Source organism: Mycobacterium sp. SMC-2 (genome assembly GCF_025263485.1).
Classification (GTDB): domain Bacteria; phylum Actinomycetota; class Actinomycetes; order Mycobacteriales; family Mycobacteriaceae; genus Mycobacterium.
The window spans coordinates 1423295-1446016 of record NZ_CP079863.1; the positions used below are offsets into that span (position 1 = coordinate 1423295).

Genomic DNA, 22722 nt, shown 5'->3' on the forward strand with positions numbered 1-22722 from the left:
ACTTCCTGAGTCAACCTCAGGCTGTTTGTGGCAACAGTCTTTGTGTTCCGCCGTGGAGGTTGGGGTCGTAGGGGCGGTGGTCGTGCCAGCAGCGGTAGATGACGCGGATCCAGGCGCGGGCGAGGATACGTACGGCGTGAGGGTGGTCGTGTCCGCGAGCGCGGGCTCGGGCGTAGATGTCGGCGGCCCAAGGACTTTGGTGACGACTGTTGTCGGCGAAGGTGGTCAGTGCCCGGCGGAAGCGTTTGTTGCAGGCCCAGCGGAAGTGCACGGCGTGCTGTTTGCCGGAGGCTTTGGTCACTGGAGTGGCTCCGGCCAGAGCCGCTACGGCGTCGGGTCCGTCGTAGGCTGCCCGGGAGTCGCCCCACTCGGCGAGCACCTGGGCGGCGTTGATCTGACCCGACCTTGGCAGCGACGTGAAGATCTCGGCGTCCGGGTGCTTCCCGAGGCGGGCGATGACGGAGCGGTCGAGAGTTTTGGCGGCGCTGTTGAGGGCCTCCAGCACGGTGACCAGGGCTCCTACGGCGTCGGCGACGGCGACCGACAGGGTGGGGTCGGTGGTGCCCGCGGGGTCGCGCGCAGCCGGCCCAGCAGCTCGCTGGCTGGCCGACGGCCGGAGTAGCCGTGCTTGGCCAGGAACGCGGCCAGGCGTTTCTCACCGAGGCGCGATGTGCTGCCCGCAGTGGGGTACTGGCGCAGGAACGCCAGGCTGATCGGGGACTCGATATCGGCGAAGATCGCCTTGGCGCCGGGCCAGTGGTCATCGAGCAAGGCGCTGAGTTGGTTGGTGGCCGATACCCGCATGGCGACGATGTCATCGCGGGTGCGCACTACCGTGCGAAGTGCCTTGGTCTGAGCACTGTAGGGCGCTACGGGATGCAGTCGGTGGTGGCGCAGTCGCAGGTACTCGGCGATCACCAGTGCGTCGCCGGCGTCGGACTTAGCGCCGGAGATGACTTCGCCGTCGCGCCAGGTTTTGATGGCGTTCGGCGATACCGGGATGACCGGGTGGCCGGCCTCGAGCAGCAGGTCGACCAACCGCCCATTGGGTCGCTCGATCCCGATGTGTATCTGGGTGGGATCGCCGTACTTGGCGAGTCTACGGATCAGCATGGCAATGCCTTCCGCAGTGTGGTCAATCATGAACTGTGCCAATACTTTTCCCACCGCAGACAGCACGCACACAGCATGTGCGGCAGCGGCCCAGTCCAAACCGACGTAGATAATTCCTGTGGTGTCTTCCGGCAACGGATCTCCTCAACTTGGCAGCGACGACGCGGCGAGGGGATCGACCACCGGACGGTCACTAACTGGCGCTCTGCGGCGCGTCTTCCTGATGCCGGTCTGCGACCCCGGGAGGACCGAGGGCGGCGGTGTCATACAGGCCCTCAACGAGCGACCACCACTGGCCGTCACCTCGGCCCCCGCCGAGTCCCTTCAACGAATGCCCATCAGACATCCGCCGAAAGGATGGTGCCCTAGTGACCTCCACTGTCGAGCGCGTGATCGAGGACGCGCTGCAGGCCAGCGGTCTTCACTACTCGAAACATGATGGCGCGCGCGGCGGTGTGTCGGGTCTGGTCGTCGAGCTGCCCGGCGAGCGCAAACTCAAGACCAATACCATCCTGAGCGTCGGCGAGCATTCGGTGCGCGTCGAGGCGTTCGTCTGCCGCAAGCCCGACGAGAACCACGAGGGTGTCTACCGCTTCCTGCTCAGGCGGAACCGCCGCCTCTACGGCGTGGCCTACACGCTGGACAACGTCGGCGACATCTACCTGGTGGGCCGCATGTCGCTGGCGTCGGTGGACGCCGACGAGATCGACCGGGTGTTGGGGCAGGTGCTCGAAGCGGTGGATTCGGACTTTAATACGTTGCTGGAGTTGGGTTTTCGCTCGTCGATCCAGAAAGAGTGGGAGTGGCGGGTGTCGCGCGGCGAGTCACTGAAGAACCTGGAGGCGTTCGCCCACTTGATCGACGAAGACGACGAATAAGCTAGCCGGCATGGGAGACACTGCCACGCTGGTGTTGCTCCGCCACGGCGAGAGCGATTGGAATGCCCTCAACCTGTTCACCGGTTGGGTGGACGTCGGGCTGACCGAAAAGGGCCGGGCCGAGGCGGTGCGCAGCGGCGAGCTGCTGGCCGAGCAGAGCCTGTTGCCCGACGTCCTCTACACATCGCTGCTCCGACGCGCGATCACCACCGCGCATCTGGCGCTGGACGCCGCCGACCGGCTGTGGATCCCGGTACGGCGCAGCTGGCGGCTCAACGAACGGCACTACGGGGCGCTGCAGGGCCTGGACAAGTCGGAGACCAAGGCCCGCTACGGCGAGGAGCAGTTCATGACCTGGCGGCGCAGCTACAACACGCCGCCGCCGCCGATCGAGAAGGGCAGCCGATTCAGCCAGGACACCGACCCCCGGTACGCCAACATCGGCGGTGGCCCGCTGACCGAATGCCTGGCCGACGTGGTGGACCGGTTCCTGCCGTACTTCACCGACGTCATCGTCCCGGACCTGCGCAGCGGCAAAACGGTGTTGATCGTCGCGCACGGCAACTCGTTGCGCGCCCTGGTCAAGTACCTCGACCAGATGTCGGACGACGACGTCGTCGGGCTGAACATTCCGACCGGCGTTCCGCTGCGCTACGACCTGGACTCCGACCTGCGTCCGGTGGTGCCGGGCGGCACGTACCTCGACCCGGAGGCGGCCGCGGCGGGCGCCGCGGCGGTTGCCAGCCAGGGACGCGGCTGAAGCCGGCACAGCGGCCATTGCAAGTTTTAAAGGCCTATTCGCCGAACATCGCGTAAACGGGAGTGGAACACCTGAAGCGCAAAGTGTGACTTGTCCGATTTTGGCCTCGTTCCGCTAGGGCTGCGTTCAGGAAGATTTGTAGGATTTGCTATGTGACTGTGTTCTCGGCGCTGTTGCTGGCCGGGGTCTTGTCCGTGCTGGGGCTGGCCGTAGGGGTAGCAGCCGGGACCCGGCTGTCGCCGAAAGCGGCCCACCGCCGGCAGCGGGTGAGCACCGAATGGACCGGGATCACCGTCGCGCAGATGCTGCAACGCATCGTCACGCTGATGCCGCTGGGTGTGGCGGTGGTGGATTCCCACCGCGACGTCGTCTACCTCAACGACCAGGCCAGCGAGCTGGGCCTGGTGCGCGACCGGCAGCTCGACGACCAGGCCTGGGAAGCGGCGCAGCAGGCGCTGAGCGGCGTCGACGTCGAATTCGACCTGCGGCCGGCCAAACGGGCGGCCGGCCGGTCCGGCCTATCGGTGCACGGCCAGGCCCGCCTGCTCAGCGAAGAGGACCGCCGGTTCGCCGTGGTGTTCGCCCACGACCAGTCCGACTATGCGCGCATGGAGGCGACCAGGCGCGACTTCGTGGCCAATGTCAGCCACGAGCTCAAGACCCCGGTTGGCGCGATGGCCCTGCTCGCCGAGGCCCTGCTGGCGTCCGCGGACGACCCCGAGACCGTTCGCCGGTTTGCCGAAAGGGTGCTCCTCGAAGCCAACCGGCTGGGGGACATGGTCGCGGAGCTGATCGAGCTGTCCCGGCTGCAGGGCGCCGAGAGGCTGCCCAACGTCACCGAAGTCGACGTGGATACCGTGGTGTCGGAAGCGATTTCGCGCCACAAGGTGGCCGCCGACAACGCCCATATCGAGATTCGCACCGATGCGCCCAGCGGCTTGCGGGTGCTGGGCGACGAAACGCTTCTGGTTACCGCGCTGGCCAACCTGGTGTCCAACGCGATCGCCTATTCGCCGCCCGGTTCGCCGGTCTCGATCAGCCGTCGCCGCCGTGGCGACAACATCGAGATCGCCGTCACCGACCGCGGCATCGGGATCGCGCTGGAGGACCAGGAGCGCGTCTTCGAGCGGTTCTTCCGGGGGGACAAGGCACGCTCGCGCGCCACCGGCGGCAGCGGGCTGGGCCTGGCCATCGTCAAACATGTCGCGGCCAACCACAACGGCAGCATCGGGGTGTGGAGCAAGCCGGGTACCGGATCCACCTTCACGCTGTCGATTCCGGCCTACAAGGACACTGACGAACAACCCGAGCAACCGCAGGGTCGCGAGGTGCGGCCCCACAGGTCACAACGAGAGGAAGAACTAAGTAGATGACCCGCGCTTACGACGATGCAGAGCGAAGCGATGTGGGGGTACCACCCGCTTGCGGGGGAGAGGAGTGGCGCGCATGACCAGTGTGCTGATCGTGGAGGACGAGGAGTCGCTGGCCGATCCGCTGGCGTTCCTTCTGCGCAAGGAGGGCTTCGAGGCCACCGTCGTGACGGACGGACAGGCCGCACTGGCCGAGTTCGATCGTGGCGGCGCCGACATCGTGTTGCTCGATCTGATGCTGCCCGGCATGTCGGGGACCGACGTGTGCAAGCAGCTGCGTGCCCGTTCCAGCGTTCCGGTGATCATGGTGACCGCGCGCGACAGCGAGATCGACAAGGTCGTCGGGCTGGAGCTCGGCGCCGACGACTATGTGACCAAGCCGTATTCGGCGCGCGAGTTGATCGCCCGGATCCGCGCGGTGCTGCGCCGTGGCGGTGACGACGACTCCGAGATCAGCGACGGTGTGCTCGAGTCCGGACCGGTGCGGATGGACGTCGAGCGACACGTCGTCTCGGTCAATGGCGACACAATCACCTTGCCGCTCAAGGAGTTTGATCTGCTCGAATACCTGATGCGCAACAGCGGTCGGGTGCTGACGCGCGGACAGTTGATCGATCGGGTGTGGGGCGCCGATTACGTCGGCGACACCAAGACGCTCGACGTCCACGTCAAGCGCCTGCGGTCCAAGATCGAAGCCGACCCGGCCAACCCGGTGCACCTCGTGACGGTGCGGGGGCTGGGCTACAAGCTCGAAGGCTAGCCCCGCAACGAGTGTGCGCCGGCGGCGCGGATTTCGCCGATTTCCCGCCCACGACGCGCACTCGAAGCCCAGGATTCACACTCGGCCGGCCGGCCGGCCGGGCGGGTGTCGGCACCATCCGGGCATCGTCGCTGGCGCTCAGCGTGATACGCCGCCGCATGTTCTCGGTCATCGGCGGACGGTCGGCGAGGTCGAACACGCCTCGTCGTCGGCGGCGTAGGGCTCCCCGGCTAGCCAGTGCATCCGGAACACCTGATCGCGGTACTGGGCCTGATCGCCGTCCGCGTGCACCGCCGGCTGGGTCACGTGCAGCCAGGCGAGCCTGCTGGCTCGCGCGCTGACCTGGTCCCTTCGCGCACTTCGCGAGCGGCGCAATCTGGCCGGATTCTCCCGCTATCGGAGCGCTTGACCAGCAGTACGCGGCCGCCGCGGATCGTGACCGCCGCTACGCCGGCTAACCACAGCGGTGCAGTGCCGAGGGCGCGACGGAGCTCAACGACGAAGTCGGGGACCGGCACGCTCCGTTCATCACATACGGACCTCCGGCCGCCGCGTGCCGTGACGCAACGTTCACGTCAACCGCGTGGAAGTTCGCCCGCATTGGGGTTATTCTATCGTCGTTGAAAAGTTATTCAATAGCAGTTGAAATACTCCCCAGTGGCACGGACAGGACGGGTGACATGGATTTCGCATCGCTTCCACCGGAGATCAACTCCGGCCTCATGTACGCGGGCCCCGGGGCGGGGCCGATGCTTGCGGCGGCGGCGGGCTGGGACGCGCTGGCCGCCGAGCTGGAATCCACGGCCGGGGGCTACGCGGCCGAGCTGGCCGGACTGACCGGCCAGGCCTGGTCCGGCCCCTCGTCGGCGCTGATGGCGGCCGCGGCCACACCCTATGTGGACTGGCTGTCGACCGCGGCCGCTCAGGCCGCCCAGACCGCCACCCAGGCCTACGCGGCGGCCGCGGCCTATGAGGCGGCGTTCGCAATGACGGTGCCCCCGCCGGTGATCGCGGCCAACCGAGCACAGCTGATGGCGCTGATCGCGACCAACTTCTTCGGGCAGAACACCCCGGCGATCGCGGCCACCGAAGCCCAATACATGCAGATGTGGGTGCAGGACGCCACGGCGATGTATGGGTATGCCGCTGCGTCTGAGACCGCCAGCACCCTGACCCCGTTCGACGAGCCGCCGCAAACCACGAACCCGGCCGGGCAGGCCGCCCAGGCCCAGACGGTGGCGCGGGCCGCCGGCGATGCCACCCGGCAAGTGGCCTCGACCAACGCCACGACGCATACCCTCAGCTCCACCGCCGCCGACACCGTCGGGCCCGTCGCCCCCGGCGAAACCGCCACCGTCGCGCCGGGCAACACCATTTCCCTCGGAACCGAGACGGGCATGTACATCAACAGCGGCTCGATCACGATCACGGGCCCGGGCACTAACCTCATCAGCTTCGGCAGCGTTATCATGAACCCCGGCAGCACAATTCACACGATCATCGACTGTTCCGCGGACGGTGTTCTGATCCCCGAGGGCGTCGACTTCACCGCCGGTGCGAGCCCCATCGTCCTGACCCCCGGCTCGTTCCAGGAGGTTCTGGTCGCCCTCGTCAACGGCTCCGCCACGCTCCCCGTTGCCGGCGCGGAACAGGTCGCCGTCCAAACCTTCGGGAACACCGCCACCGCCATCGCCGGCCCCGCCGGCGCGTCCATCACCAATGTCTTCGGCACCGTCACCATCGCCTCCGCTACCCCAATCCCCAGCTCGTCCGGTGCAGTGGGGGCTCCCGCGCTAGGCGGGCTGGCTGCGCCAGGACTGGCGGGTACCGCAGGAATTCAGCCTCAGCTCGATGTCGATGGGCTGGCGGAATGGGCTCGAGCCGTTACTGGTGGCGAGCTTGCGGTGGGGGTCGGTTGATGAACATGCAGGCGCACCCCACCCCTCGGTTGGTATGGCCGTTTCACCCTTCGTCCGGTGGTGGCGCGCCGTCCGCGGCAGTCGGCGAGGCGGGCGCGCTCGGTCCGCTGTCGGTGCCGCCGGCCTGGACGACGATCGAATCGGCCCCGCCTTCCCCACCGGATGCCGATGCCGCCCCGCAGGGGCGCACGTTCCAGCGGACCCTGATGGCAACGATCATCGGACGCGATGCCGGTTGCTCATTCTCGGCAATGAGTGTGCGTTCAGGGCCTTGAGCGTGCGCTGCGGGCGCATATTTCGCGGGTTCCCCGCCAAGGCCTCACACTCAAAGCCCTGAACGCACACTCGATCACCGAGCCTCCACCACCTCGTCGGCCACGCCCAGCGCCAGCGCCATGATCGAGACCTGGGGGTTGACCTCCGGGCAGCTCGGCAGGATCGAGGCGTCGGCGATCCACACCCCGTCCACGCCGCGCAGCCGCCCGGTCTCGTCGACCGGGCAGAGCTGATCGTCGGCGCCCGCGGCCGCCGTGCCGGTCGGGTGAAAAGCGGCCAGGTGCAAGCTGCGCGGGTCGCTGCGCCGCAGCGCATCCTGCAGGGCGGGCAGCGACGTCACCGTCTTCGCGGCGGGCAGGCCGGTGAGCACCTCGGTCGCCCCGGCCGCGAACAACAGCCGGCCCATCGCCTCGATCGCGGTGACGAGCTTGGCGACGTCCGTGCGGTCAATGTTGTAGCGCACCAGCGTCTCACCGCGCACCGTGGAAACCGAGCCGGCGCCGCGGTCGGCCACCATGGCACCGAACGTCGCCACCCGGGGCGCGGTGTCCAGCCAGCCGAGCAACTCAGCGCCGTAGCCGGGAAACACCATCGAGCCCATCCCGGGCGGGGTGGAGGTCGCTTCGATGAGCACGCCGTGCGATTCGTGGAGCTCGTGCACCGCGGCGCTTTGCAGCACCCCGTGCCAGGCGACGACGTCGTCCTCGAAGCGCCCGGCGAGCATCGTCGCCGGGTGCAGCGCCAGGTTGCGGCCGAGCCGCGGGTGCGAGCCAAACCCACTGCGGCGCAACAGGCCTGGCGTCTCGGTCGCACCCGCCGCCACGATGACGGTGTCGGCCAGCACGTCCAGCGCCGTGCCGTCGGGCCGGCGGGCCCGCACGCCCCGGGCCCGCCCATGCCGGTGCAGCACCCGTTCGACGCGGGCGTCGGAGACGATCCGCGCGCCCGCCGCGCACGCCTCGGGCAGCGCGTTGAGGTGCACGCCGAACTTGGCGTTGCGGGGGCAGCCGATCGCGCACTGGCAGCAGCCTTCACAGCCCGGCGCGTTGCGCGGAATGGGCGCCGCGTCCCAGCCCAGCGTGGCGGCGGCGTCCAGCAACAGCCGCCCGTTGTTGCCCATGATCTCCAGCGGCACCGGGGCGACCTGCAGGGTGCGTTCGACGTCGTCGAGGCGCTCGGCGAGCCGGTCGGGATCGGCCAGGGCGAGCGCGAACTCGTCGCGCCAGCGCCGCTGCACGGCCGCCGGCGGGCGGTAGCAGGTGCCGGAGTTCACCACCGTGGTGCCGCCGACCGCCCGGCCGATGGGCAGCACCACCGACGGGCGTCCGAGGGCGACGGTGGCCCCGGCGCCGCGGTACAGCCCGGCATAACGGTCGATCGGATGGGCGGTGCGGAATTCCTCGACCGTCCAGCGGCGCCCCTCCTCGAGGACCACGACGTCCAGTCCGGCGCGCGCCAGGGTGCGGGCTACCATCGCGCCGCCGGCGCCGGACCCCACGATCACCGCGTCAGCGGTGACGACGGAGCGGCTCTCGGCCGAGGTGGTGATGTTCAACGCCGCGTCGGGACGGGCCGTTCCATGCTGCCCGGCATTCGAAAGCAGTTCCGGCGCATAGGTTTCCGCGCCGTTGGCGAGCAACACGATCGCCTTCATGGCCTCGATGGCCGCGCCGGAATCGGGGCTGAGCGCGGCGGCCCGCCGCAGCACCTGCTCGCGTCGGTCGGGGCCCAGCCGCGACAGCGACCGGCCGGTGGTGGCGTAGCTGGCCGCGGCCAGCGCGAGCATCCCGGCGCGCATGGCCACCCGTGATGTCGTCGGCAGCTGTCGCAGGTAGCGCTCGACGCGTTCGGCCAGCTCGGCCGGCGCCGGGCCGCCGTACTCCTCGGGCAGCAACGCGGTCCCGAACGAGGCGACCAGGCTCATATCAGCCGTGCGAGCCGGCGGCCCATCTTGATGAAGAACGGGTAGGTGGCGAAGATGGCGCCCGCCGCCGCGTGCAGGGGCCAATCCGCCTCGGCGGTATTCACGTTGAAAACCCCGCTGTTCCACATGAAGTCGCGGCCGTTGCGGGCGCGGAAGGGCCGCCACAACAACCCGAGTCCGGGGACGTTGTTGTAGAGGCCGAACGATCCGCCGAAGAACACGCCCAGGGTGGCGGCCTCGGCGACATCGCGCTGCTCGGCGGGCAGCCGCCGCTCGATGAGCACGCCGGAGGCGAACAGCAGCGGTGGGTCGAGCAGAAAGCTCATGTCGGGATCCTTTCGTTGACATCCGGTGCCGCGCGGCCGCGCACGCCCACTTCGGCGTGCCCGGTGCCCAGCACCGACCAGTGCCGGTCGTCGATTTCGATGTGCACGTCGGCTTGCTCGGTGTTGGTGCACACCGCCTTGCCGCCGTCGGGATCGGTGTATTCCAGGCTCACGCACTTTTCCGCCGGCTGGTCGATCCGGATGAGCACCCGGCGACCGCCGATGCGGCCCTCCAGCTGCCAGTGCGCCACGCCGAGCGTCGTCCGCATCCGCAGCGACGGCAATGGGCTTGCGGGCCAATCCTTTCCGTCGATGCGAAACCGAACGAACGCCATCGGCGCCAGCCTGCGCAGCCCCGGTTTGTGCGAGACGGCGGTGACCGCCTCCATGACATCGCCGTTGCCGAGGTCGGCGTGGACCCATCCCCAGCGCTTGGCGTTGCCGTGCCCGTAGATGTGGGCGACGGCGCCGCGCCAGCCATCGACCCGGGTCGTGGTGTCGGCGACGGTCAGCGAGCCGGTGAAGTCGGCGGTGGGGGCGATGACGACTTGGGCGCCCGGCAGCAGCTCGCGGTCCCAGGCCGCGCGGGGAAACGTCCACAGCGGTGCGCCGGCGTCGGTCCAGGACAGCTGCCAGGCAAGCGAACCGGCGCCTCCGCTCAGGTGTTTGTCGCCCACCCGCGCGCCCGCTGCGTCGAACCACCAGGGGCCGGTCGCGGGCCGGGCCGGGACGGGACCGAACCGCTCGGTGCGGGGCGGACCGTCGGGGGCGAACCAGGTGGCCCACCCGTGGGCGTAGGCGGCGCCCTGGAGCGGCGCCACCGTCTCGCAGTGCACCCACAACCCCGCGCGCGTCGCCGGGTCCGACAGGGTGGCGTACCAGACCTCCAGGCGGCCCGGCTTGCCGCGCCAGCGTGGGGCCACTGCCGATCGCATGTCGCCGTCCATTGCTCACCTTCCGTGGATTCGTCCACTATATTGGTTGAGCCAATGAACCAGTCAAGTCCCCTGCGCCCGCCCGACCGCCAGCGTGTCGATGAACAGATCGCCGCGTCGATCACCGACGCCATCCTCGACGGCGCGTTTCCGCCGGGCTCGGCCTTGCCGCCCGAGCGCGAACTGGCCGAACAGCTCGGCGTCAACCGCACGTCGCTGCGCCAGGGTCTGGCCCGGCTGCAGCACATGGGCCTGATCGAGGCCCGGCACGGTAGCGGCAACGTGGTCGCGGACCCGCAGGCGCTCACCCATCCCGCGGTGGTCGAGGCGCTGGTCCGCAAGCTGGGGCCCGAGTTCCTGGTGGAGCTGTTCGAGATCCGTGCCGCGCTGGGCCCGTTGATCGGCCGATCGGCCGCGCGGCGGAGTCCCGGCGAGGACGCCGTGGCCCTGCGCGCCGCGCTGGCCGCGGTCCGGGACGCCGACAGCGCGGCGGCGCGTCAGGCCGCCGACCTCGCCTACTTCCGGGTGCTGATCCACCACAGCCGCAACCGCGCGCTGGTGTTGCTGTATCGCTGGGTCGAGCACGCTTTCGGCGGCCGCGAGCATGAGCTCACCGCCGCCTATGACGACGCCGCGCCCGTGGTGGCCGGCCTGACCGCGATCACCGACGCCGTCCTGGCGGGCGACGAGGCGGGGGCCGCCGCCGCGATCGAAGCGTACCTGCACGCCAGCGGGCAGCGAATGATCATGTCCTACACCAAGACTGCTGCTACTCGGCGAGGCGAGTCGCCGGATGTACCGCGATGAGCCCTAGCTTGGCCCGGCGCTTGCACATCGCCGCCAGCTCCGCATAGGCCTTGGCGCCCAGTAACTCGGTGAGCTCGTCGGCCATGCTCTCCCACACCTGCTTGGCGCCCACATGGGCGCCGGGATCCCCGGTGCAGTACCAGTGCAGGTCGGCGCCCCCGGAACCCCAGCCGCGCCGATCGTATTCGGTGACAGTGGTTTTCAGGATCTCGGTGCCGTCGGGCCGCGTCACCCACTCCTGGCTGCGCCGGATCGGTAGCTGCCAACAGACGTCGGGCTTCATGGTCAGCGGCGCGACGCCCAGCTTGAGGGCCTTGCTGTGCAGCGCGCATCCGACGCCGGCGGGAAAGCCGGGCCGGTTCAAGAAGATGCAGGCGTCCTTGTGCTTGCGGGTGCGGTACTGAGGCTGCCCGTCGTGCTCGTCGAGTTCCAGATAACCCTTGCGGCCCAAGCCCTTTTCCCGAAATTGCCAGTCTTCATCGGTCAGGAGCTTCACGGCGTCGTCGAGCCGGGCGCGGTCGTCGTCGTCGGACAAGAACGCCCCGTGCGAGCAGCATCCGTCGTCCGGGCGGCCCGCCACCGTACCGTGGCAGGCGGGCGTGCCGAACACGCAGGTCCACCGCGATAACAACCAGGTGAGGTCGGCCGCGATCAGGTGCTCGGGATTGTCCGGGTCGTAAAATTCCACCCACTCACGGGCGAAGTCCAGTTCGACCTCTTGCCCAGGTTCCGGGTAGGAATTCGCCACGCAGTCCACGTTAGACGACGATTCGGGCTCGGCGACCCGCTGACACTCGGGCGTCGGCGGTGTGAGATTGTCGTGCTCCGCGGCGGGCCGAAACGCGGCCCGTAAAGTCGCCCGACTAGGTTGTTTTCCGTGCGATTGGGCGTGCTCGACGTGGGCAGCAACACGGTTCACCTGCTGGTGGTCGACGCGCACCGTGGCGGGCATCCCACGCCCATGAGTTCGACGAAGGCCACCCTGCGGCTGGCCGAGTCGATCGACAGCTCGGGCAAGATCACCAAGCGCGGCGCCGAGAAGCTGATCTCCACGATCGACGAGTTCGCCAAGATCGCGGACAGCTCGGGCTGCGCCGAGCTGATGGCCTTTGCCACGTCCGCGCTGCGCGACGCGGTGAACTCCGACGACGTGCTCGCCCGCGTGCGCAAGGAGACCGGTGTCGAGCTCGAGGCGCTGAGCGGGGTCGACGAATCCCGGCTGACCTTCCTGGCGGTGCGCCGGTGGTACGGGTGGAGCGCGGGGCGGATCATCAACCTCGACATCGGCGGCGGCTCGCTGGAGATGTCCAGCGGTGTCGACGAGGAGCCGGAGGTGGCGCTGTCGCTGCCGCTGGGCGCGGGGAGATTGACCCGCGAGTGGCTGCCCGACGACCCGCCCGGCCGGCGCCGGGTGGGGATGCTGCGGGATTGGCTGGACGCCGAGCTCGCCGATGCCGCCGTGGCCATGCTGGAGGCCGGCGCGCCGGACCTGGCGGTGGCGACGTCGAAGACGTTTCGCTCGCTGGCGCGGCTCACCGGCGCGGCGCCGTCGGCGGCCGGCCCGCGGGTGAAAAGGACGCTCACAGCAAACGGCCTCAGGCAACTCATATCTTTCATCTCTAGGATGACGACCGCTGACCGGGCAGAACTGGAAGGGGTGAGCGCCGAGCGGGCGCCGCAGATTGTGGCGGGTGCGCTGGTGGCGGAGGCGAGTATGCGAGCGCTGTCGATCGAATCGGTGGATATCTGCCCGTGGGCGTTACGGGAAGGTCTCATCTTGCGCAAACTCGACAGCGAAGCCGACGGAACGCCCCTCATGAAGCGATCCGTGCGCGATGCTGGAGGCCAGGCAGGTGATCGGGACGGCAACCGATCGAGAGGCGACAAAGCATGACCGGACCACACTCCGAGACCGAGAGCCCCGGCACTCGGCCGATCTCGGTGGCCGAACTTCTGGCCAGGAACGGCACCATCGGCGCCCCGGCAGTCACGCGGCGCAGGCGCCGGCGGCGCGGCGACAGCGACGCGGTGACCGTCGCGGAGTTGACCGGCGAGATTCCGGTCATCCGTGAGGACCAGGAGGACCCCCGCACGGCCGAACGGCCGAGCGCCGAACCCGTCGCCGAGGAAACCGCGCCCGAAGAGCAAGCCGAAGACAAGCCCGCCACGGCGTACTGGTCGCAGCCCGAGCCGCGCTGGCCCAAGTCGCCGTCGCCGCCCAAGAAGGCGTCGGGACCGGAGCGCAGCGAATACCCGCGCCCCCTGAGCCATCTCGAGGCGGGGGAGACCCAGGCCGCGCGGCAATCCAGTGCCGAGGGCATGAATCCCGACCCGCTGGACCATTACGGCGATCTCCCGGTGGACGTGATGGATTCGGAGGTTCGCGAAGCCGAACCCGCGCTGGAGGACTCCGCGTACGTGCGCTCCTACCTGCAGACCGACACCGACGAGGCCGACGACGACGCGGGCGCGTTTGCCGTCGGGCTCTTGGCGGATGGACAGCGCGAGGAGGATCACCCCGACGGCGAAACCGGTCGCGCGGGCGTGGCCACCGACGTGCACGCGGCGCCGGGCAGGCTGGAGGCGCTGTGGCGCGGCGGCTTGGTCGTGTTCCAGTCGATTCTGGCCGTCGCGTTCGGCGCGGGATTGTTCGTCGCCTTCGACCAGTTGTGGCGCTGGAACAGCATCGTGGCGCTGGTGCTCTCGGTGCTGGTGATCCTTGGGCTGGTCGCCGGCGTTCGGGTGGTGCGCAAGACCGAGGACATCGCCAGCACGCTGATCGCCGTCGCGGTGGGGGCGCTGATCACCCTTGGCCCCTTGGCGCTGTCGCTGCAGTCGGGCTAGGCGGACCGGGGACCACACAGACCGTTGCGCCCAGCTATCAAAGTCGGACTTTCAACGGCCTCGGTGTACCCATTGCGGGCCGAGGCCGCGTTCGAGTACGCCGCCCGGCTGGGCTACGACGGGGTCGAGCTGATGGTGTGGGCCGAGTCGGTCAGCCAGGACATCGACGCCATCGGAAAACTGTCCCGGCGCTACCGCGTACCGGTGTTGTCCGTGCACGCGCCCTGCCTACTGATCTCACAGCGAGTCTGGGGCGCCAATCCGATCCCCAAGCTGAACCGCAGCGTGCGGGCCGCCGAACAACTCGGCGCGCAGACCGTCGTCGTGCATCCGCCGTTTCGCTGGCAGCGGCGCTACGCCGACGGGTTCAGCGACCAGGTCGCCGAGCTGGAAGCATCGAGCGACGTGCTGATCGCGGTGGAGAACATGTTCCCGTTCCGGGCCGACCGGTTCTTCGGATCGGGCCAGTCGCGGGAGCGGATGCGCAGGCGTGGCGGCGGCCCGGGGCCGGCGATTTCGGCGTTCGCGCCCTCGTACGACCCGCTCGACGGCAACCACGCGCACTACACGCTGGACCTGTCGCACACCTCGACCGCGGGCACCGACTCGCTGGACATGGCCCAGCGGATGGGCGGCGGGCTGGTCCACCTGCACCTGTGCGACGGCAGCGGCCTGCCCGCCGACGAGCACCTGGTGCCCGGACGCGGCACCCAGCCCACCGCCGAGGTGTGCCAGATGCTGGCCGGCAGCCACTTCGCGGGCCACGTCATCCTGGAAGTTTCCACGTCCAGCGCCCGTTCAGCCAATGAGCGCGAAAGCATGCTCGCCGAATCGCTACAGTTCGCCCGCACGCACCTGCTGCGCTGACAATCCAGGAGACCATGAACGCGTTATTCACCACCGCAATGGCATTGCGGGAGGTCGACCCGGCCGTCTACCGCCCAGGGGTCTTTGAAGGCGAGCTCAACAAGCACTGGACCATCGGTCCCAAGGTGCACGGGGGCGCGATGCTGGCGCTGTGCGCCAACGCCGCCCGCGCCGCCTGCGGGGGCGAGACGGTCGGGTTCGAACCGGCTCAGCAACCCGTCGCGGTGTCGGCGAGCTTCCTGTGGGCCCCGGACCCGGGGCCGATGCGGCTGGCGACCTCGATCCGCAAGCGCGGCCGCCGGATCAGCGTCGTCGACGTCGAGCTCACCCAGGGTGATCGCACCGCGGTGCATGCCGTGGTCAACCTCGGCGAGCCGGAGCACTTTCCGCCCGACGGTGACGCCAAGCCGCTGCTGTCGGCGAACCCGGTGGTGGACCTGATGACCCCGGAGCCGCCCGACGACATCGCGCCGATCGGGCCGGGCCACCCCCTGGCCGGCCTGGTGCACCTGGGCGAGGGCTGCGACGTGCGGCCGGTGCTGTCGAGTCTTGAGCCGCCGGCCGACGGGCGTCCGCCGGTGATCCAGATGTGGGCGCGCCCCCGGGGCGTGGCCCCGGACCCGCTGTTCGCGCTGATGTGCGGGGATCTGTCGGCGCCGGTGACGTTCGCCGTGGAGCGCACCGGCTGGGCTCCTACCGTCCAGCTGACCGCCTTCCTGCGCGGCCTGCCCGCCGACGGGTGGTTGCGAATCATCGCGACCTGCACGGAGATCGGGCATGACTGGTTCGACGAGGACCACACCGTCGTCGACAGCCTGGGCCGCCTCGTGGTGCAGGCCCGCCAACTGGCGCTGGTCCCTGCCGCTGGGTAGGCGCCGGTGTCTGCGATGCTGTCGGGCATGGCAAGAATCGCGATCATCGGCGGCGGCAGCATCGGGGAGGCACTGCTGTCGGGCCTGCTGCGCGCCGGCCGGGGTGTCAAAGACCTGGTGGTGGCCGAGCGGGTTCCGGAGCGCGCCCAATATCTGGCCGACACCTATTCGGTGTTGATCACCTCGGTGGCCGACGCGGTGGAGAACGCGTCCTTCGTCGTGGTCGCGGTGAAGCCCGGCGATATCGAGCCGGTGACCGCGGAGCTGACCCGGGCGGCGGCCGCGTCCGAGAGCGACAGCGCCGAGCAGGTCTTCGTAACCGTCGCGGCGGGGATCAGCATCTCGTATTTCGAGTCGAAGCTTCCGGCCGGGACGCCGGTGGTCCGGGCGATGCCGAACGCGGCGGCACTGGTCGGCGCGGGGGTGACCGCACTGGCCGCCGGCCGGTTCGTCACCGCCCCGCAGCTCGAGGGGGTGTCGGCCCTCTTCGACTCGGTGGGCGGCGTATTGACCGTGCCGGAGGCCCAAATGGACGCCGTGACCGCGCTGTCGGGGTCGGGCCCCGCCTACTTCTTCTTGATGGTCGAGGCTCTGGTGGACGCCGGGGTCGCCGCGGGCCTGAGCCGCGAGGTGGCCACCAACCTGACGGCGCAGACGATGGCCGGGTCGGCGGCCATGCTGCTGGAACGGATGGAGGCCGACCGGCCGCCAGCCGAGGGAGAAGCGCCTGGGTTGCGGGTGGACGCCACCGCAACGCAGCTGCGGGCGACCATCACCTCGCCCGGCGGGACCACCGCCGCGGGGCTTCGCGAACTGGAAAGGGGCGGCCTGCGGGCGGCCGTCGATGCGGCCGTTCAGGCCGCCAAAACGCGCTCTGAGCAGCTAAGAATTACATCGGAGTAGTCCAAGAATTTTGAACCGATTGTCCCCCACCAGTACCAGTAACCCCATTAGTCCCGCTATTCTCCTCTTTGTATGCACGCGTGGGTGCCAGCGGAGGGGAAGCCGCTGGCGTTGCGGGTGCCTGACACGATTGGGTTGCGATGACGTCTACGAACGGGCCATCGGCGCGCGATTCTGCTGGTAAGCGGGACACCGGTCCCGGCGACGGCCAGCAGGGCAGGACACAATTCCTGACAGTCGCCGAAGTGGCGGCGTTGATGCGGGTCTCCAAGATGACGGTGTACCGCCTGGTGCACAACGGCGAGCTGCCCGCGGTCCGGGTCGGGCGGTCTTTCCGGGTGCACGCCAAGGCGGTGCACGACATGCTGGAGACGTCGTACTTCGACGCGGGCTGACCTGAAACGGGCCGCGCGCCGAGCGCGCGCCCAGCCGCCCGTGCGCTTTGCGATTGCGTGGCGGCCATCGACGCCGGTTTGGTGTTCGGTGCGTCGCGCCGGGTAAAGTGTCCGGGTCAATCCTGCAAGCAGGTCACGGGTCAGATAGCGGAGTTCATGGGTTCAGTAATCAAGAAGCGGCGCAAGCGCATGTCGAAGAAGAAGCACCGCAAGTTGTTGCGCCGCACCCGGGTGCAGCGCAGAAAACTCGGCAAGTAGGGCCCGCCCGCGGCGCAGTGCTGCGGTCTCTTTCGGTCGATAGGCTGTTTGGGTGGATCAGTCGAGTGGGGATGGCGCCGGAACCGGCGACACCGTGCACTACCCCAAGGTTGTGCTGGTTACCGGTGCGTGCCGGTTTTTGGGCGGCTACCTGACGGCCCGGCTCGCACAGAACCCGATGATCAACAGAGTGATCGCGGTGGACGCGATCGCGCCCAGCAAGGACATGCTGCGCCGGATGGGCCGCGCGGAGTTCGTCCGGGCCGACATCCGTAATCCCTTCATAGCCAAGGTGATTCGCAACGGCGACGTCGACACGGTGGTGCACGCGGCGGCGGCCTCATACGCGCCGCGGTCCGGCGGTACCGCGGCCCTGAAGGAAATCAACGTGATGGGCGCGATGCAGCTGTTCGCCGCCTGTCACAAGGCGCCCTCGGTGCGCCGCGTCGTGCTCAAGTCGACGTCCGAGGTGTACGGGTCCAGCGCACACGACCCGGTGATGTTCACCGAGGACAGCACCAGCCGTCGACCGCTGCGCGGCGGTTTCGCCAAGGACAGCCTCGACATCGAGGGCTACGCGCGCGGGCTGGGACGACGCCGGCCCGACATCGCCGTGACCATCCTGCGGCTGGCCAACATGATCGGGCCGGCGATGGACACCACGCTGTCGCGGTACCTGGCCGGGCCGTTGGTGCCCACGATGTTCGGCCGCGATGCGCGGCTGCAGTTGCTACACGAGCAGGATGCGCTGGGTGCGCTGGAGCGCGCGGCGATGGCCGGCAAGGCCGGCACCTTCAACATCGGCGCCGAGGGGATCATCATGCTGTCGCAGGCGATCCGCCGGGCCGGCCGTATCCCGTTGCCGGTGCCGGGTTTTGGCGTCTGGGCGCTGGATTCGCTGAGGCGTGCCAACCGCTACAACGAGATCAGCCGCGATCAGTTCGCGTACCTGAGTTACGGCCGGGTCATGGACACCACCCGGATGCGCACGGAGTTGGGTTACAGCCCGAAGTGGACGACGGCCGAGGCCTTCGACGACTATGTCCGCGGCCGCGGCATGACTCCCATTATCGACCCGCATCGGGTACGCTCCTTGGAAGGTCGCGCCATATCCTTTGCTCAGCGCTGGAGCAGCCGAAATCCAATTCCGTGGGGTGGGGTTAGGTAGGTATCGTGGCGGGTGAATCCAGAGCGAATGTCATTCCACTGCACACGAATCGGGGTCGGGTAGCCGCGCGAAGGAGAGCCGATCAGCGCGCGGAGTCAGCTCGCCAACATCCTTCCTTGCTTTCGGACCCCAACGGTCGCGCGTCGGCCGAACAGATCGCCGCTGTCGTCCGCGAGATCGATGAGCACCGACGCGCCGCGGGCCAGGGGTCCCCGGAGGTACCGCTCACCGAACTCGCTCAGCGCGTCGCCGCGGTGGCCGGGTTCCTCCGCCAGCGGCTCACGGGTGACTACACCGTTGACGAATTCGGCTTCGATCCGCACTTCAACAGCGCCATCGTTCGCCCGTTGCTGAGGTTCTTCTTCCGGTCGTGGTTCCGGGTGGAGGTCAGCGGTGTCGAAAACCTGCCCAGCGAAGGGGCCGCGTTGGTGGTGGCCAATCATGCCGGGGTGTTGCCCTTCGACGGGTTGATGCTGTCGGTGGCCGTCCACGACGAGCACCCCGCGCACCGGGACCTGCGCTTACTAGCCGCCGACATGGTGTTCGATTTGCCCGTCGTGGGCGAGGCCGCCCGCAAGGCGGGCCACACCATGGCCTGCACGACGGACGCGCACCGGCTGCTTGCCGCCGGCGAGCTGACCGCGGTGTTCCCGGAGGGCTACAAGGGGTTGGGGAAGCGCTTCGAGGACCGCTATCGGTTGCAGCGGTTCGGCCGCGGCGGCTTCGTCACCGCTGCGCTGCGCACCAAGGCACCCATCATCCCGTGCTCGATCGTCGGTTCGGAAGAGATCTACCCGATGCTGACCGATGTGAAGCTGTTGGCCCGGCTGTTCGGTCTGCCCTACTTCCCGATCACGCCGCTGTTCCCGCTGGCCGGGCCGGCCGGGCTGGTGCCGCTGCCGTCGAAGTGGCGCATCGCGTTCGGTGAGCCGATCTACACCAACGACTACGCCGCTTCGGACGCCGAGGACCCGATGGTCACCTTCGAGCTGACCGATCAGGTGCGCGAGACCATCCAGCAGACGCTGTACCGGCTGCTCGCGGGCCGTCGCAACATCTTCTTCGGCTGATTTCGCGTCCAACGTCGAGTTGTTGGGCGAATCTCTCGGGTTTCGGCCCGACAACTCGACGTTCGCGCGCAGCGGCGCTGAAACTCTTCGTCTACTGGCCCTGTCCGCTTCGCTGTACGGCTCGTTCGTCGACGCGAAAACGCCCCGGAGCCAACGGCTTCCGGGGCGTTCTCGGGCGAATTACTTGACCAGTGTGAACTGGCAGACGTTCGTGTAGCCGTCGCGGAACAGGTCCGAGCAGCCCCGCAGATATTTCAGGTAGATGTCGTAGGTCTCCTGGCCCTTGAGGGCGATCGCCTCTTCCTTGTGCGCCTCAAGAGCGTCGGCCCAGGCGGTCAACGTCGGAACGTAGTTCTTGCCGATGAAGTGATGGCGCTCGATCTTGAAACCGGCCTCGGTCGAGTACCTGTCGACCTGTTCGACCTGGGGCAACCTACCGCCCGGGTAGATCTCCTTCAGGATGAAGCTGATGAACCGCAGCAGGCTCATCGTGGTCTTCAACCCCATCGCTTTGCCCTCCTCCGCGGTGGGCACCACGATGCTGTGCAGCAGCATCCGGCCGTCGTCGGGCAGCAAGTTGTAGAACTTCTTGAAGAAGACGCCGTAACGCTGGTATCCGGCGTCACCCGCTCCGTCGGCGAAGTGCTCGAACGCGCCCAGCGACACGATGCGGTCGATCGGTTCGTCGGGAAATTCCTCCCAGCCCTGGATCCGCACTTCTTTGCGGCGGGGGCTGTCCATCTTGTCGAACTCGGCCACACAGTGGGCGTACTGGTTTTCGCTCAGCGTCAGGCCGATGACGTTGACGTCGTATTCTGCGACGGCGTGGCGCATGGTCGAGCCCCACCCGGAACCGATGTCGAGCAGCGTCATGCCGGGCTTGAGGTTGAGCTTGTCCAGGGCGAGCTTGCGCTTGGCGTATTGGGCTTCTTCCAGCGTCTTGGTCAGGTGCTGGGGGTCCGGATTCTCGTCGAAATAACCGCAGCTGTAGGTCATCGACGGGTCAAGCCAAAGCTTGAAGAACTCGTTCGACTTGTCGTAGTGGGACCGGACCGCCGCGACCGGCGGCTTCAGCTGGGTGCTACCCGTTTCCCCCTGTGGCGTCATGGGTTCGAACCTACTTTCCGGCTGATATGGATGCAATGGCTGCCACTGTTGCGTCAGTGTCGGCTTGAGTTGAAGCTTCCCCCAGCATCGTGACGACACTGGTGATAAGCGGGTTCCCATCCGCATCGGTCACCTCGCTGCGGATTTCAGCGAGCACGGTGCCATGGGACTCGATCACCGAGTCTAGATAGGTGTCGAAGTAAAGCCTGTCGCCGGCCACGATCGGCCGATGAAACTTGAATTTCTGGTCGCGGTGGATCACCCGGGCGATGTTGATCGGGATGCTGAACTTGGTGAAGATCTCCAGCTGCACGCGCCGTCCGGCGATCGCGAGGAACGTCACCGGAGCGACCAGCGAGTCATACCCGGCAGCGGCGGCCTCGGCCTCGCTGAAGTGCGCCGGATGGTCGTCCTTGACCGCGGACGCGAACTCCCGGATCTTCTCGCGGCCAACCAGGAAGTAATCCGGTGCGCGGTAATGGCTGCCGATGAGTCCCTCGGCTTCTTTGGGGGTGGTCATGCCGCTGTCGTCTCCGCTCGATTAGGTCTCAGCGGCGCAGCCTATCAGCGGGATTGCCGTCGAGAAGCCACGGCGGCCAGTGCGCCGCCGGCCGCTCCCAGCGCCAAAGCCGACGGCACTCCGATCCGGGCGGCCTTGCGGGCGGTGCGAAAGTCGCGGATCTCCCAGCCGCGTTCGCGGGCCAGGGTGCGCAGGCGCGCGTCGGGATTGATGGCGACCGCGGTGCCCACCAGCGACAACATCGGCACGTCGTTGAAGCTGTCGGAGTAGGCGGTGCAGCGCTTGAGGTTGAGTCCCTCCCGGATCGCCAGCGAGCGCACCGCGTGCGCCTTCCCGGTGCCGTGCAGGATGTCGCCGACCAGCCGGCCGGTGAACACGCCGTCGACGGACTCGGCGACGGTGCCCAGGGCGCCGGTCAGACCCAGCCGCCGCGCGATGGTCGCCGCGAGTTCGTAAGGCGTGGCGGTGATTAACCAGACCTGCTGACCCGCGTCGAGGTGCATCTGTGTGAGCTCGCGGGTGCCGGGCCAGATCTTGTCGGCGATGATCTCGTCGTAGATCTCCTCGCCCAAAGCCACCAGCTGTTCGACCGATCGGCCCTCGATGAAGGCGAGCGCCTTGCGCCGGCCGGCGGCGACGTCGTTGCTGTTCTCCTTGCCGAGGATCTGGAATTTGGCCTGGGCGTAGACGAAGCCGAGCACATCGCGATAGGTGAAGTAGTTGCGTGCGGCGAGCCCGCGGCCGAAGTGCACCGCCGAGGAACCCTGCACCAGCGTGTTGTCCACGTCGAAGAAGGCGGCCGCGGTCAGGTCGATCGGCGGCTGCGGGCGATCCTCGGCGGCGGCGGTCTCGGCCCGCAGACCTTCCAGCGCGCGGGCGGCGCTGGCGTCGGCGGCCAGCGACTCCAGGTCAACGCGACTGACGTCTCCGTTGACCGGGCCAGAGGAAGTCATCGCCAAACCTCCTAGATCGCTGTGTTGCCCGGCGACCCAGTGGGTCCCGGTATCCAACCCTATCGGGAAGGGGCGTGGGCGGGTTTACACCTCGGGGTCCGGGCAGTCGCGTTGGCGGCATCGCGCGTTGTGATCTCGTGACTGGACGGCCCAGTTCGGCCGGAACGACTAACGAGAAAATTCGCCTGTGGTCGTTTGTGATGTGTGTTAATTTGGCCGCTGAATCCGCGACAGTCAACGATTCTCCGTGAGGTTCTACGACCCGTATTGCGGATCCGATGATCCATTTATTGAAATCTATGTGTGAGTGGTCAATACGTAAAATCGTCGCGATACCATCGCACGTGATTCTCGTGTTGCACCACTCACTGAAAGCAAATAAAGGAGGTACAAACCGCGAGAGCGAAGAGGTCGCCGTTATCTATCGATGGCGCCAGTAAGGAAAATTGAGTCTAAGCTTTCTTGTTGGGATCGTACTCGGTACCAGAGATATCATCCCAAAACTTTGGTGAAACGTTTGTTTTGCGGTCTTCTGGCGCAACGGCATCGACCTTTGCCTGGAAATCGTCGAAGCCTTTCCTTGCGCGCGCTAATTCTTCTTCTGTTGGCGCGGTAACGCCAGCTTCTTCCGGCGTCGAGAAAGTCTTACCAGCAATATTTTTGCTCATTTGAAACTCCCTTCATAACAGGTGCGAGC

Annotated in this window: 27 protein-coding genes; 16 read left to right on the forward strand and 11 right to left on the reverse strand. The window is 67.9% G+C overall.

The window, feature by feature from the left end:
- Positions 1–16: 16 nt before the first annotated feature.
- A complete protein-coding gene (locus tag KXD96_RS06665) occupies positions 17–505 on the reverse strand; it encodes a transposase (protein WP_260739794.1) in 489 nt (162 codons plus the stop codon).
- 14 nt (positions 506–519) lie between these two features.
- Positions 520–1185, reverse strand: coding sequence for an IS110 family transposase (locus KXD96_RS06670; protein ID WP_313901652.1), 666 nt, complete (start codon positions 1183–1185; stop codon positions 520–522).
- A 296-nt stretch (positions 1186–1481) separates the two neighbouring features.
- Here KXD96_RS06670 and KXD96_RS06675 point away from each other — a divergent pair, with 296 nt between their 5' ends.
- The 4 genes from KXD96_RS06675 (at position 1482) to regX (ending at position 4881) form a co-directional block, all read left to right on the forward strand.
- Positions 1482–1991, forward strand: a complete 510-nt coding sequence (locus KXD96_RS06675; RefSeq protein WP_260743748.1) for a YbjN domain-containing protein — start codon at positions 1482–1484, stop codon at positions 1989–1991.
- A gap of 10 nt (positions 1992–2001) precedes the next feature.
- Positions 2002–2751, forward strand: coding sequence for a phosphoglyceromutase (locus KXD96_RS06680; protein ID WP_260743750.1), 750 nt, complete (start codon positions 2002–2004; stop codon positions 2749–2751).
- A gap of 152 nt (positions 2752–2903) precedes the next feature.
- Positions 2904–4124 (forward strand): cell wall metabolism sensor histidine kinase WalK, encoded by a 1221-nt coding sequence (locus tag KXD96_RS06685; RefSeq protein WP_260743752.1) that lies wholly within the window; start codon positions 2904–2906, stop codon positions 4122–4124.
- 73 nt (positions 4125–4197) lie between these two features.
- A complete protein-coding gene (gene regX, locus KXD96_RS06690; protein ID WP_007167631.1) occupies positions 4198–4881 on the forward strand; it encodes a two-component sensory transduction protein RegX in 684 nt (227 codons plus the stop codon).
- Between the two features lie 168 nt (positions 4882–5049).
- On the opposite strand, the gene KXD96_RS28735 is transcribed toward regX, so the two are convergent.
- Positions 5050–5187, reverse strand: a complete 138-nt coding sequence (locus KXD96_RS28735; protein WP_396878119.1) for a hypothetical protein — start codon at positions 5185–5187, stop codon at positions 5050–5052.
- Positions 5188–5561: 374 nt separating this feature from the next.
- Between KXD96_RS28735 and KXD96_RS28620 the strand changes: the two genes are divergently transcribed.
- Together KXD96_RS28620 and KXD96_RS28740 are read left to right on the forward strand one after the other, a co-directional pair.
- Positions 5562–6800 (forward strand): PPE family protein, encoded by a 1239-nt coding sequence (locus KXD96_RS28620; RefSeq protein ID WP_313901624.1) that lies wholly within the window; start codon positions 5562–5564, stop codon positions 6798–6800.
- Between the two features lie 5 nt (positions 6801–6805).
- Positions 6806–7075 (forward strand): PPE family protein, SVP subgroup, encoded by a 270-nt coding sequence (locus tag KXD96_RS28740; RefSeq protein WP_260745250.1) that lies wholly within the window; start codon positions 6806–6808, stop codon positions 7073–7075.
- 74 nt (positions 7076–7149) lie between these two features.
- Here the strand turns inward: KXD96_RS28740 and KXD96_RS06710 are convergent, their stop codons facing one another.
- The 3 genes from KXD96_RS06710 to KXD96_RS06720 are packed head-to-tail and all read right to left on the reverse strand — an operon-like array spanning position 7150 to position 10273.
- Positions 7150–9000: a GMC family oxidoreductase gene (locus KXD96_RS06710; RefSeq protein WP_260743764.1), complete on the reverse strand. Its 1851-nt coding sequence runs from the start codon at positions 8998–9000 to the stop codon at positions 7150–7152.
- Complete coding sequence (locus tag KXD96_RS06715; RefSeq protein WP_260743767.1) at positions 8997–9326, reverse strand: hypothetical protein; 330 nt, start codon at positions 9324–9326, stop codon at positions 8997–8999. The genes KXD96_RS06710 and KXD96_RS06715 overlap by 4 nt, the downstream gene beginning before the upstream one ends.
- Complete coding sequence (locus tag KXD96_RS06720; RefSeq protein ID WP_313901625.1) at positions 9323–10273, reverse strand: hypothetical protein; 951 nt, start codon at positions 10271–10273, stop codon at positions 9323–9325. Before KXD96_RS06720 ends, KXD96_RS06715 begins: the two co-directional genes overlap by 4 nt.
- Positions 10274–10315: 42 nt before the next feature.
- Between KXD96_RS06720 and KXD96_RS06725 the strand changes: the two genes are divergently transcribed.
- Entirely contained in the window at positions 10316–11068 is a 753-nt protein-coding gene (locus tag KXD96_RS06725; protein ID WP_260743770.1) for a FadR/GntR family transcriptional regulator, read from the forward strand.
- On the opposite strand, the gene KXD96_RS06730 is transcribed toward KXD96_RS06725, so the two are convergent.
- Positions 11031–11825, reverse strand: a complete 795-nt coding sequence (locus tag KXD96_RS06730) for a hypothetical protein (protein ID WP_260743772.1) — start codon at positions 11823–11825, stop codon at positions 11031–11033. The two genes, KXD96_RS06725 and KXD96_RS06730, sit on opposite strands and share 38 nt — an antisense overlap.
- A gap of 120 nt (positions 11826–11945) precedes the next feature.
- Between KXD96_RS06730 and KXD96_RS06735 the strand changes: the two genes are divergently transcribed.
- The 9 genes from KXD96_RS06735 to KXD96_RS06775 all read left to right on the forward strand — a co-directional run bounded on the left by KXD96_RS06735 (position 11946) and on the right by KXD96_RS06775 (position 19445).
- Entirely contained in the window at positions 11946–12962 is a 1017-nt protein-coding gene (locus tag KXD96_RS06735) for a Ppx/GppA phosphatase family protein (RefSeq protein WP_260743774.1), read from the forward strand.
- Complete coding sequence (locus KXD96_RS06740) at positions 12959–13912, forward strand: hypothetical protein (protein WP_260743776.1); 954 nt, start codon at positions 12959–12961, stop codon at positions 13910–13912. Before KXD96_RS06735 ends, KXD96_RS06740 begins: the two co-directional genes overlap by 4 nt.
- Positions 13913–13936: 24 nt before the next feature.
- Positions 13937–14779 carry a sugar phosphate isomerase/epimerase gene (locus tag KXD96_RS06745; protein ID WP_260743778.1) on the forward strand — a complete coding sequence of 281 codons (843 nt, stop codon included), beginning with the start codon at positions 13937–13939 and terminating at the stop codon, positions 14777–14779.
- 14 nt (positions 14780–14793) lie between these two features.
- A complete protein-coding gene (locus tag KXD96_RS06750; protein ID WP_260743779.1) occupies positions 14794–15651 on the forward strand; it encodes a thioesterase family protein in 858 nt (285 codons plus the stop codon).
- Positions 15652–15678: 27 nt separating this feature from the next.
- Positions 15679–16554 carry a pyrroline-5-carboxylate reductase gene (gene proC / locus KXD96_RS06755; RefSeq protein ID WP_260743781.1) on the forward strand — a complete coding sequence of 292 codons (876 nt, stop codon included), beginning with the start codon at positions 15679–15681 and terminating at the stop codon, positions 16552–16554.
- A 140-nt stretch (positions 16555–16694) separates the two neighbouring features.
- Positions 16695–16949: a cell division/environmental response transcriptional regulator gene (locus KXD96_RS06760; protein ID WP_085240837.1), complete on the forward strand. Its 255-nt coding sequence runs from the start codon at positions 16695–16697 to the stop codon at positions 16947–16949.
- Positions 16950–17105: 156 nt separating this feature from the next.
- Positions 17106–17207 (forward strand): 30S ribosomal protein bS22, encoded by a 102-nt coding sequence (locus KXD96_RS06765; RefSeq protein ID WP_003402602.1) that lies wholly within the window; start codon positions 17106–17108, stop codon positions 17205–17207.
- Between the two features lie 52 nt (positions 17208–17259).
- Positions 17260–18375, forward strand: coding sequence for an SDR family oxidoreductase (locus KXD96_RS06770; protein ID WP_260743786.1), 1116 nt, complete (start codon positions 17260–17262; stop codon positions 18373–18375).
- 5 nt (positions 18376–18380) lie between these two features.
- Positions 18381–19445, forward strand: a complete 1065-nt coding sequence (locus KXD96_RS06775) for a lysophospholipid acyltransferase family protein (protein WP_260743788.1) — start codon at positions 18381–18383, stop codon at positions 19443–19445.
- A 180-nt stretch (positions 19446–19625) separates the two neighbouring features.
- On the opposite strand, the gene cmaA2 is transcribed toward KXD96_RS06775, so the two are convergent.
- The 4 genes from cmaA2 to KXD96_RS06795 all read right to left on the reverse strand — a co-directional run bounded on the left by cmaA2 (position 19626) and on the right by KXD96_RS06795 (position 22693).
- Positions 19626–20552, reverse strand: a complete 927-nt coding sequence (cmaA2, locus tag KXD96_RS06780) for a cyclopropane mycolic acid synthase CmaA2 (protein WP_260743790.1) — start codon at positions 20550–20552, stop codon at positions 19626–19628.
- A gap of 10 nt (positions 20553–20562) precedes the next feature.
- Positions 20563–21072: a MaoC family dehydratase N-terminal domain-containing protein gene (locus tag KXD96_RS06785; protein ID WP_260743793.1), complete on the reverse strand. Its 510-nt coding sequence runs from the start codon at positions 21070–21072 to the stop codon at positions 20563–20565.
- 44 nt (positions 21073–21116) lie between these two features.
- Positions 21117–22025 (reverse strand): HAD family phosphatase, encoded by a 909-nt coding sequence (locus tag KXD96_RS06790; RefSeq protein WP_260743794.1) that lies wholly within the window; start codon positions 22023–22025, stop codon positions 21117–21119.
- Between the two features lie 452 nt (positions 22026–22477).
- Entirely contained in the window at positions 22478–22693 is a 216-nt protein-coding gene (locus KXD96_RS06795) for a hypothetical protein (RefSeq protein WP_260743795.1), read from the reverse strand.
- Positions 22694–22722 lie beyond the last annotated feature (29 nt).

Excerpts from the sequence above, each read along its gene's own strand:
- KXD96_RS06680 (WP_260743750.1), top strand. The coding sequence starts at position 2,002 with ATGGGAGACACTGCCACGCTGGTGTTGCTCCGCCACGGCGAGAGCGAT.
- regX (WP_007167631.1), top strand. The coding sequence starts at position 4,198 with ATGACCAGTGTGCTGATCGTGGAGGACGAGGAGTCGCTGGCCGATCCG.
- KXD96_RS28620 (WP_313901624.1), top strand. The coding sequence starts at position 5,562 with ATGGATTTCGCATCGCTTCCACCGGAGATCAACTCCGGCCTCATGTAC.
- KXD96_RS28740 (WP_260745250.1), top strand. The coding sequence starts at position 6,806 with ATGCAGGCGCACCCCACCCCTCGGTTGGTATGGCCGTTTCACCCTTCG.
- KXD96_RS06710 (WP_260743764.1), bottom strand. The coding sequence starts at position 9,000 with ATGAGCCTGGTCGCCTCGTTCGGGACCGCGTTGCTGCCCGAGGAGTAC.
- KXD96_RS06715 (WP_260743767.1), bottom strand. The coding sequence starts at position 9,326 with ATGAGCTTTCTGCTCGACCCACCGCTGCTGTTCGCCTCCGGCGTGCTC.
- KXD96_RS06720 (WP_313901625.1), bottom strand. The coding sequence starts at position 10,273 with ATGGACGGCGACATGCGATCGGCAGTGGCCCCACGCTGGCGCGGCAAG.
- KXD96_RS06725 (WP_260743770.1), top strand. The coding sequence starts at position 10,316 with ATGAACCAGTCAAGTCCCCTGCGCCCGCCCGACCGCCAGCGTGTCGAT.
- KXD96_RS06740 (WP_260743776.1), top strand. The coding sequence starts at position 12,959 with ATGACCGGACCACACTCCGAGACCGAGAGCCCCGGCACTCGGCCGATC.
- KXD96_RS06750 (WP_260743779.1), top strand. The coding sequence starts at position 14,794 with ATGAACGCGTTATTCACCACCGCAATGGCATTGCGGGAGGTCGACCCG.
- proC (WP_260743781.1), top strand. The coding sequence starts at position 15,679 with ATGGCAAGAATCGCGATCATCGGCGGCGGCAGCATCGGGGAGGCACTG.
- KXD96_RS06760 (WP_085240837.1), top strand. The coding sequence starts at position 16,695 with ATGACGTCTACGAACGGGCCATCGGCGCGCGATTCTGCTGGTAAGCGG.
- KXD96_RS06765 (WP_003402602.1), top strand. The coding sequence starts at position 17,106 with ATGGGTTCAGTAATCAAGAAGCGGCGCAAGCGCATGTCGAAGAAGAAG.
- cmaA2 (WP_260743790.1), bottom strand. The coding sequence starts at position 20,552 with ATGACGCCACAGGGGGAAACGGGTAGCACCCAGCTGAAGCCGCCGGTC.
- KXD96_RS06785 (WP_260743793.1), bottom strand. The coding sequence starts at position 21,072 with ATGACCACCCCCAAAGAAGCCGAGGGACTCATCGGCAGCCATTACCGC.
- KXD96_RS06790 (WP_260743794.1), bottom strand. The coding sequence starts at position 22,025 with ATGACTTCCTCTGGCCCGGTCAACGGAGACGTCAGTCGCGTTGACCTG.
- KXD96_RS06795 (WP_260743795.1), bottom strand. The coding sequence starts at position 22,693 with ATGAGCAAAAATATTGCTGGTAAGACTTTCTCGACGCCGGAAGAAGCT.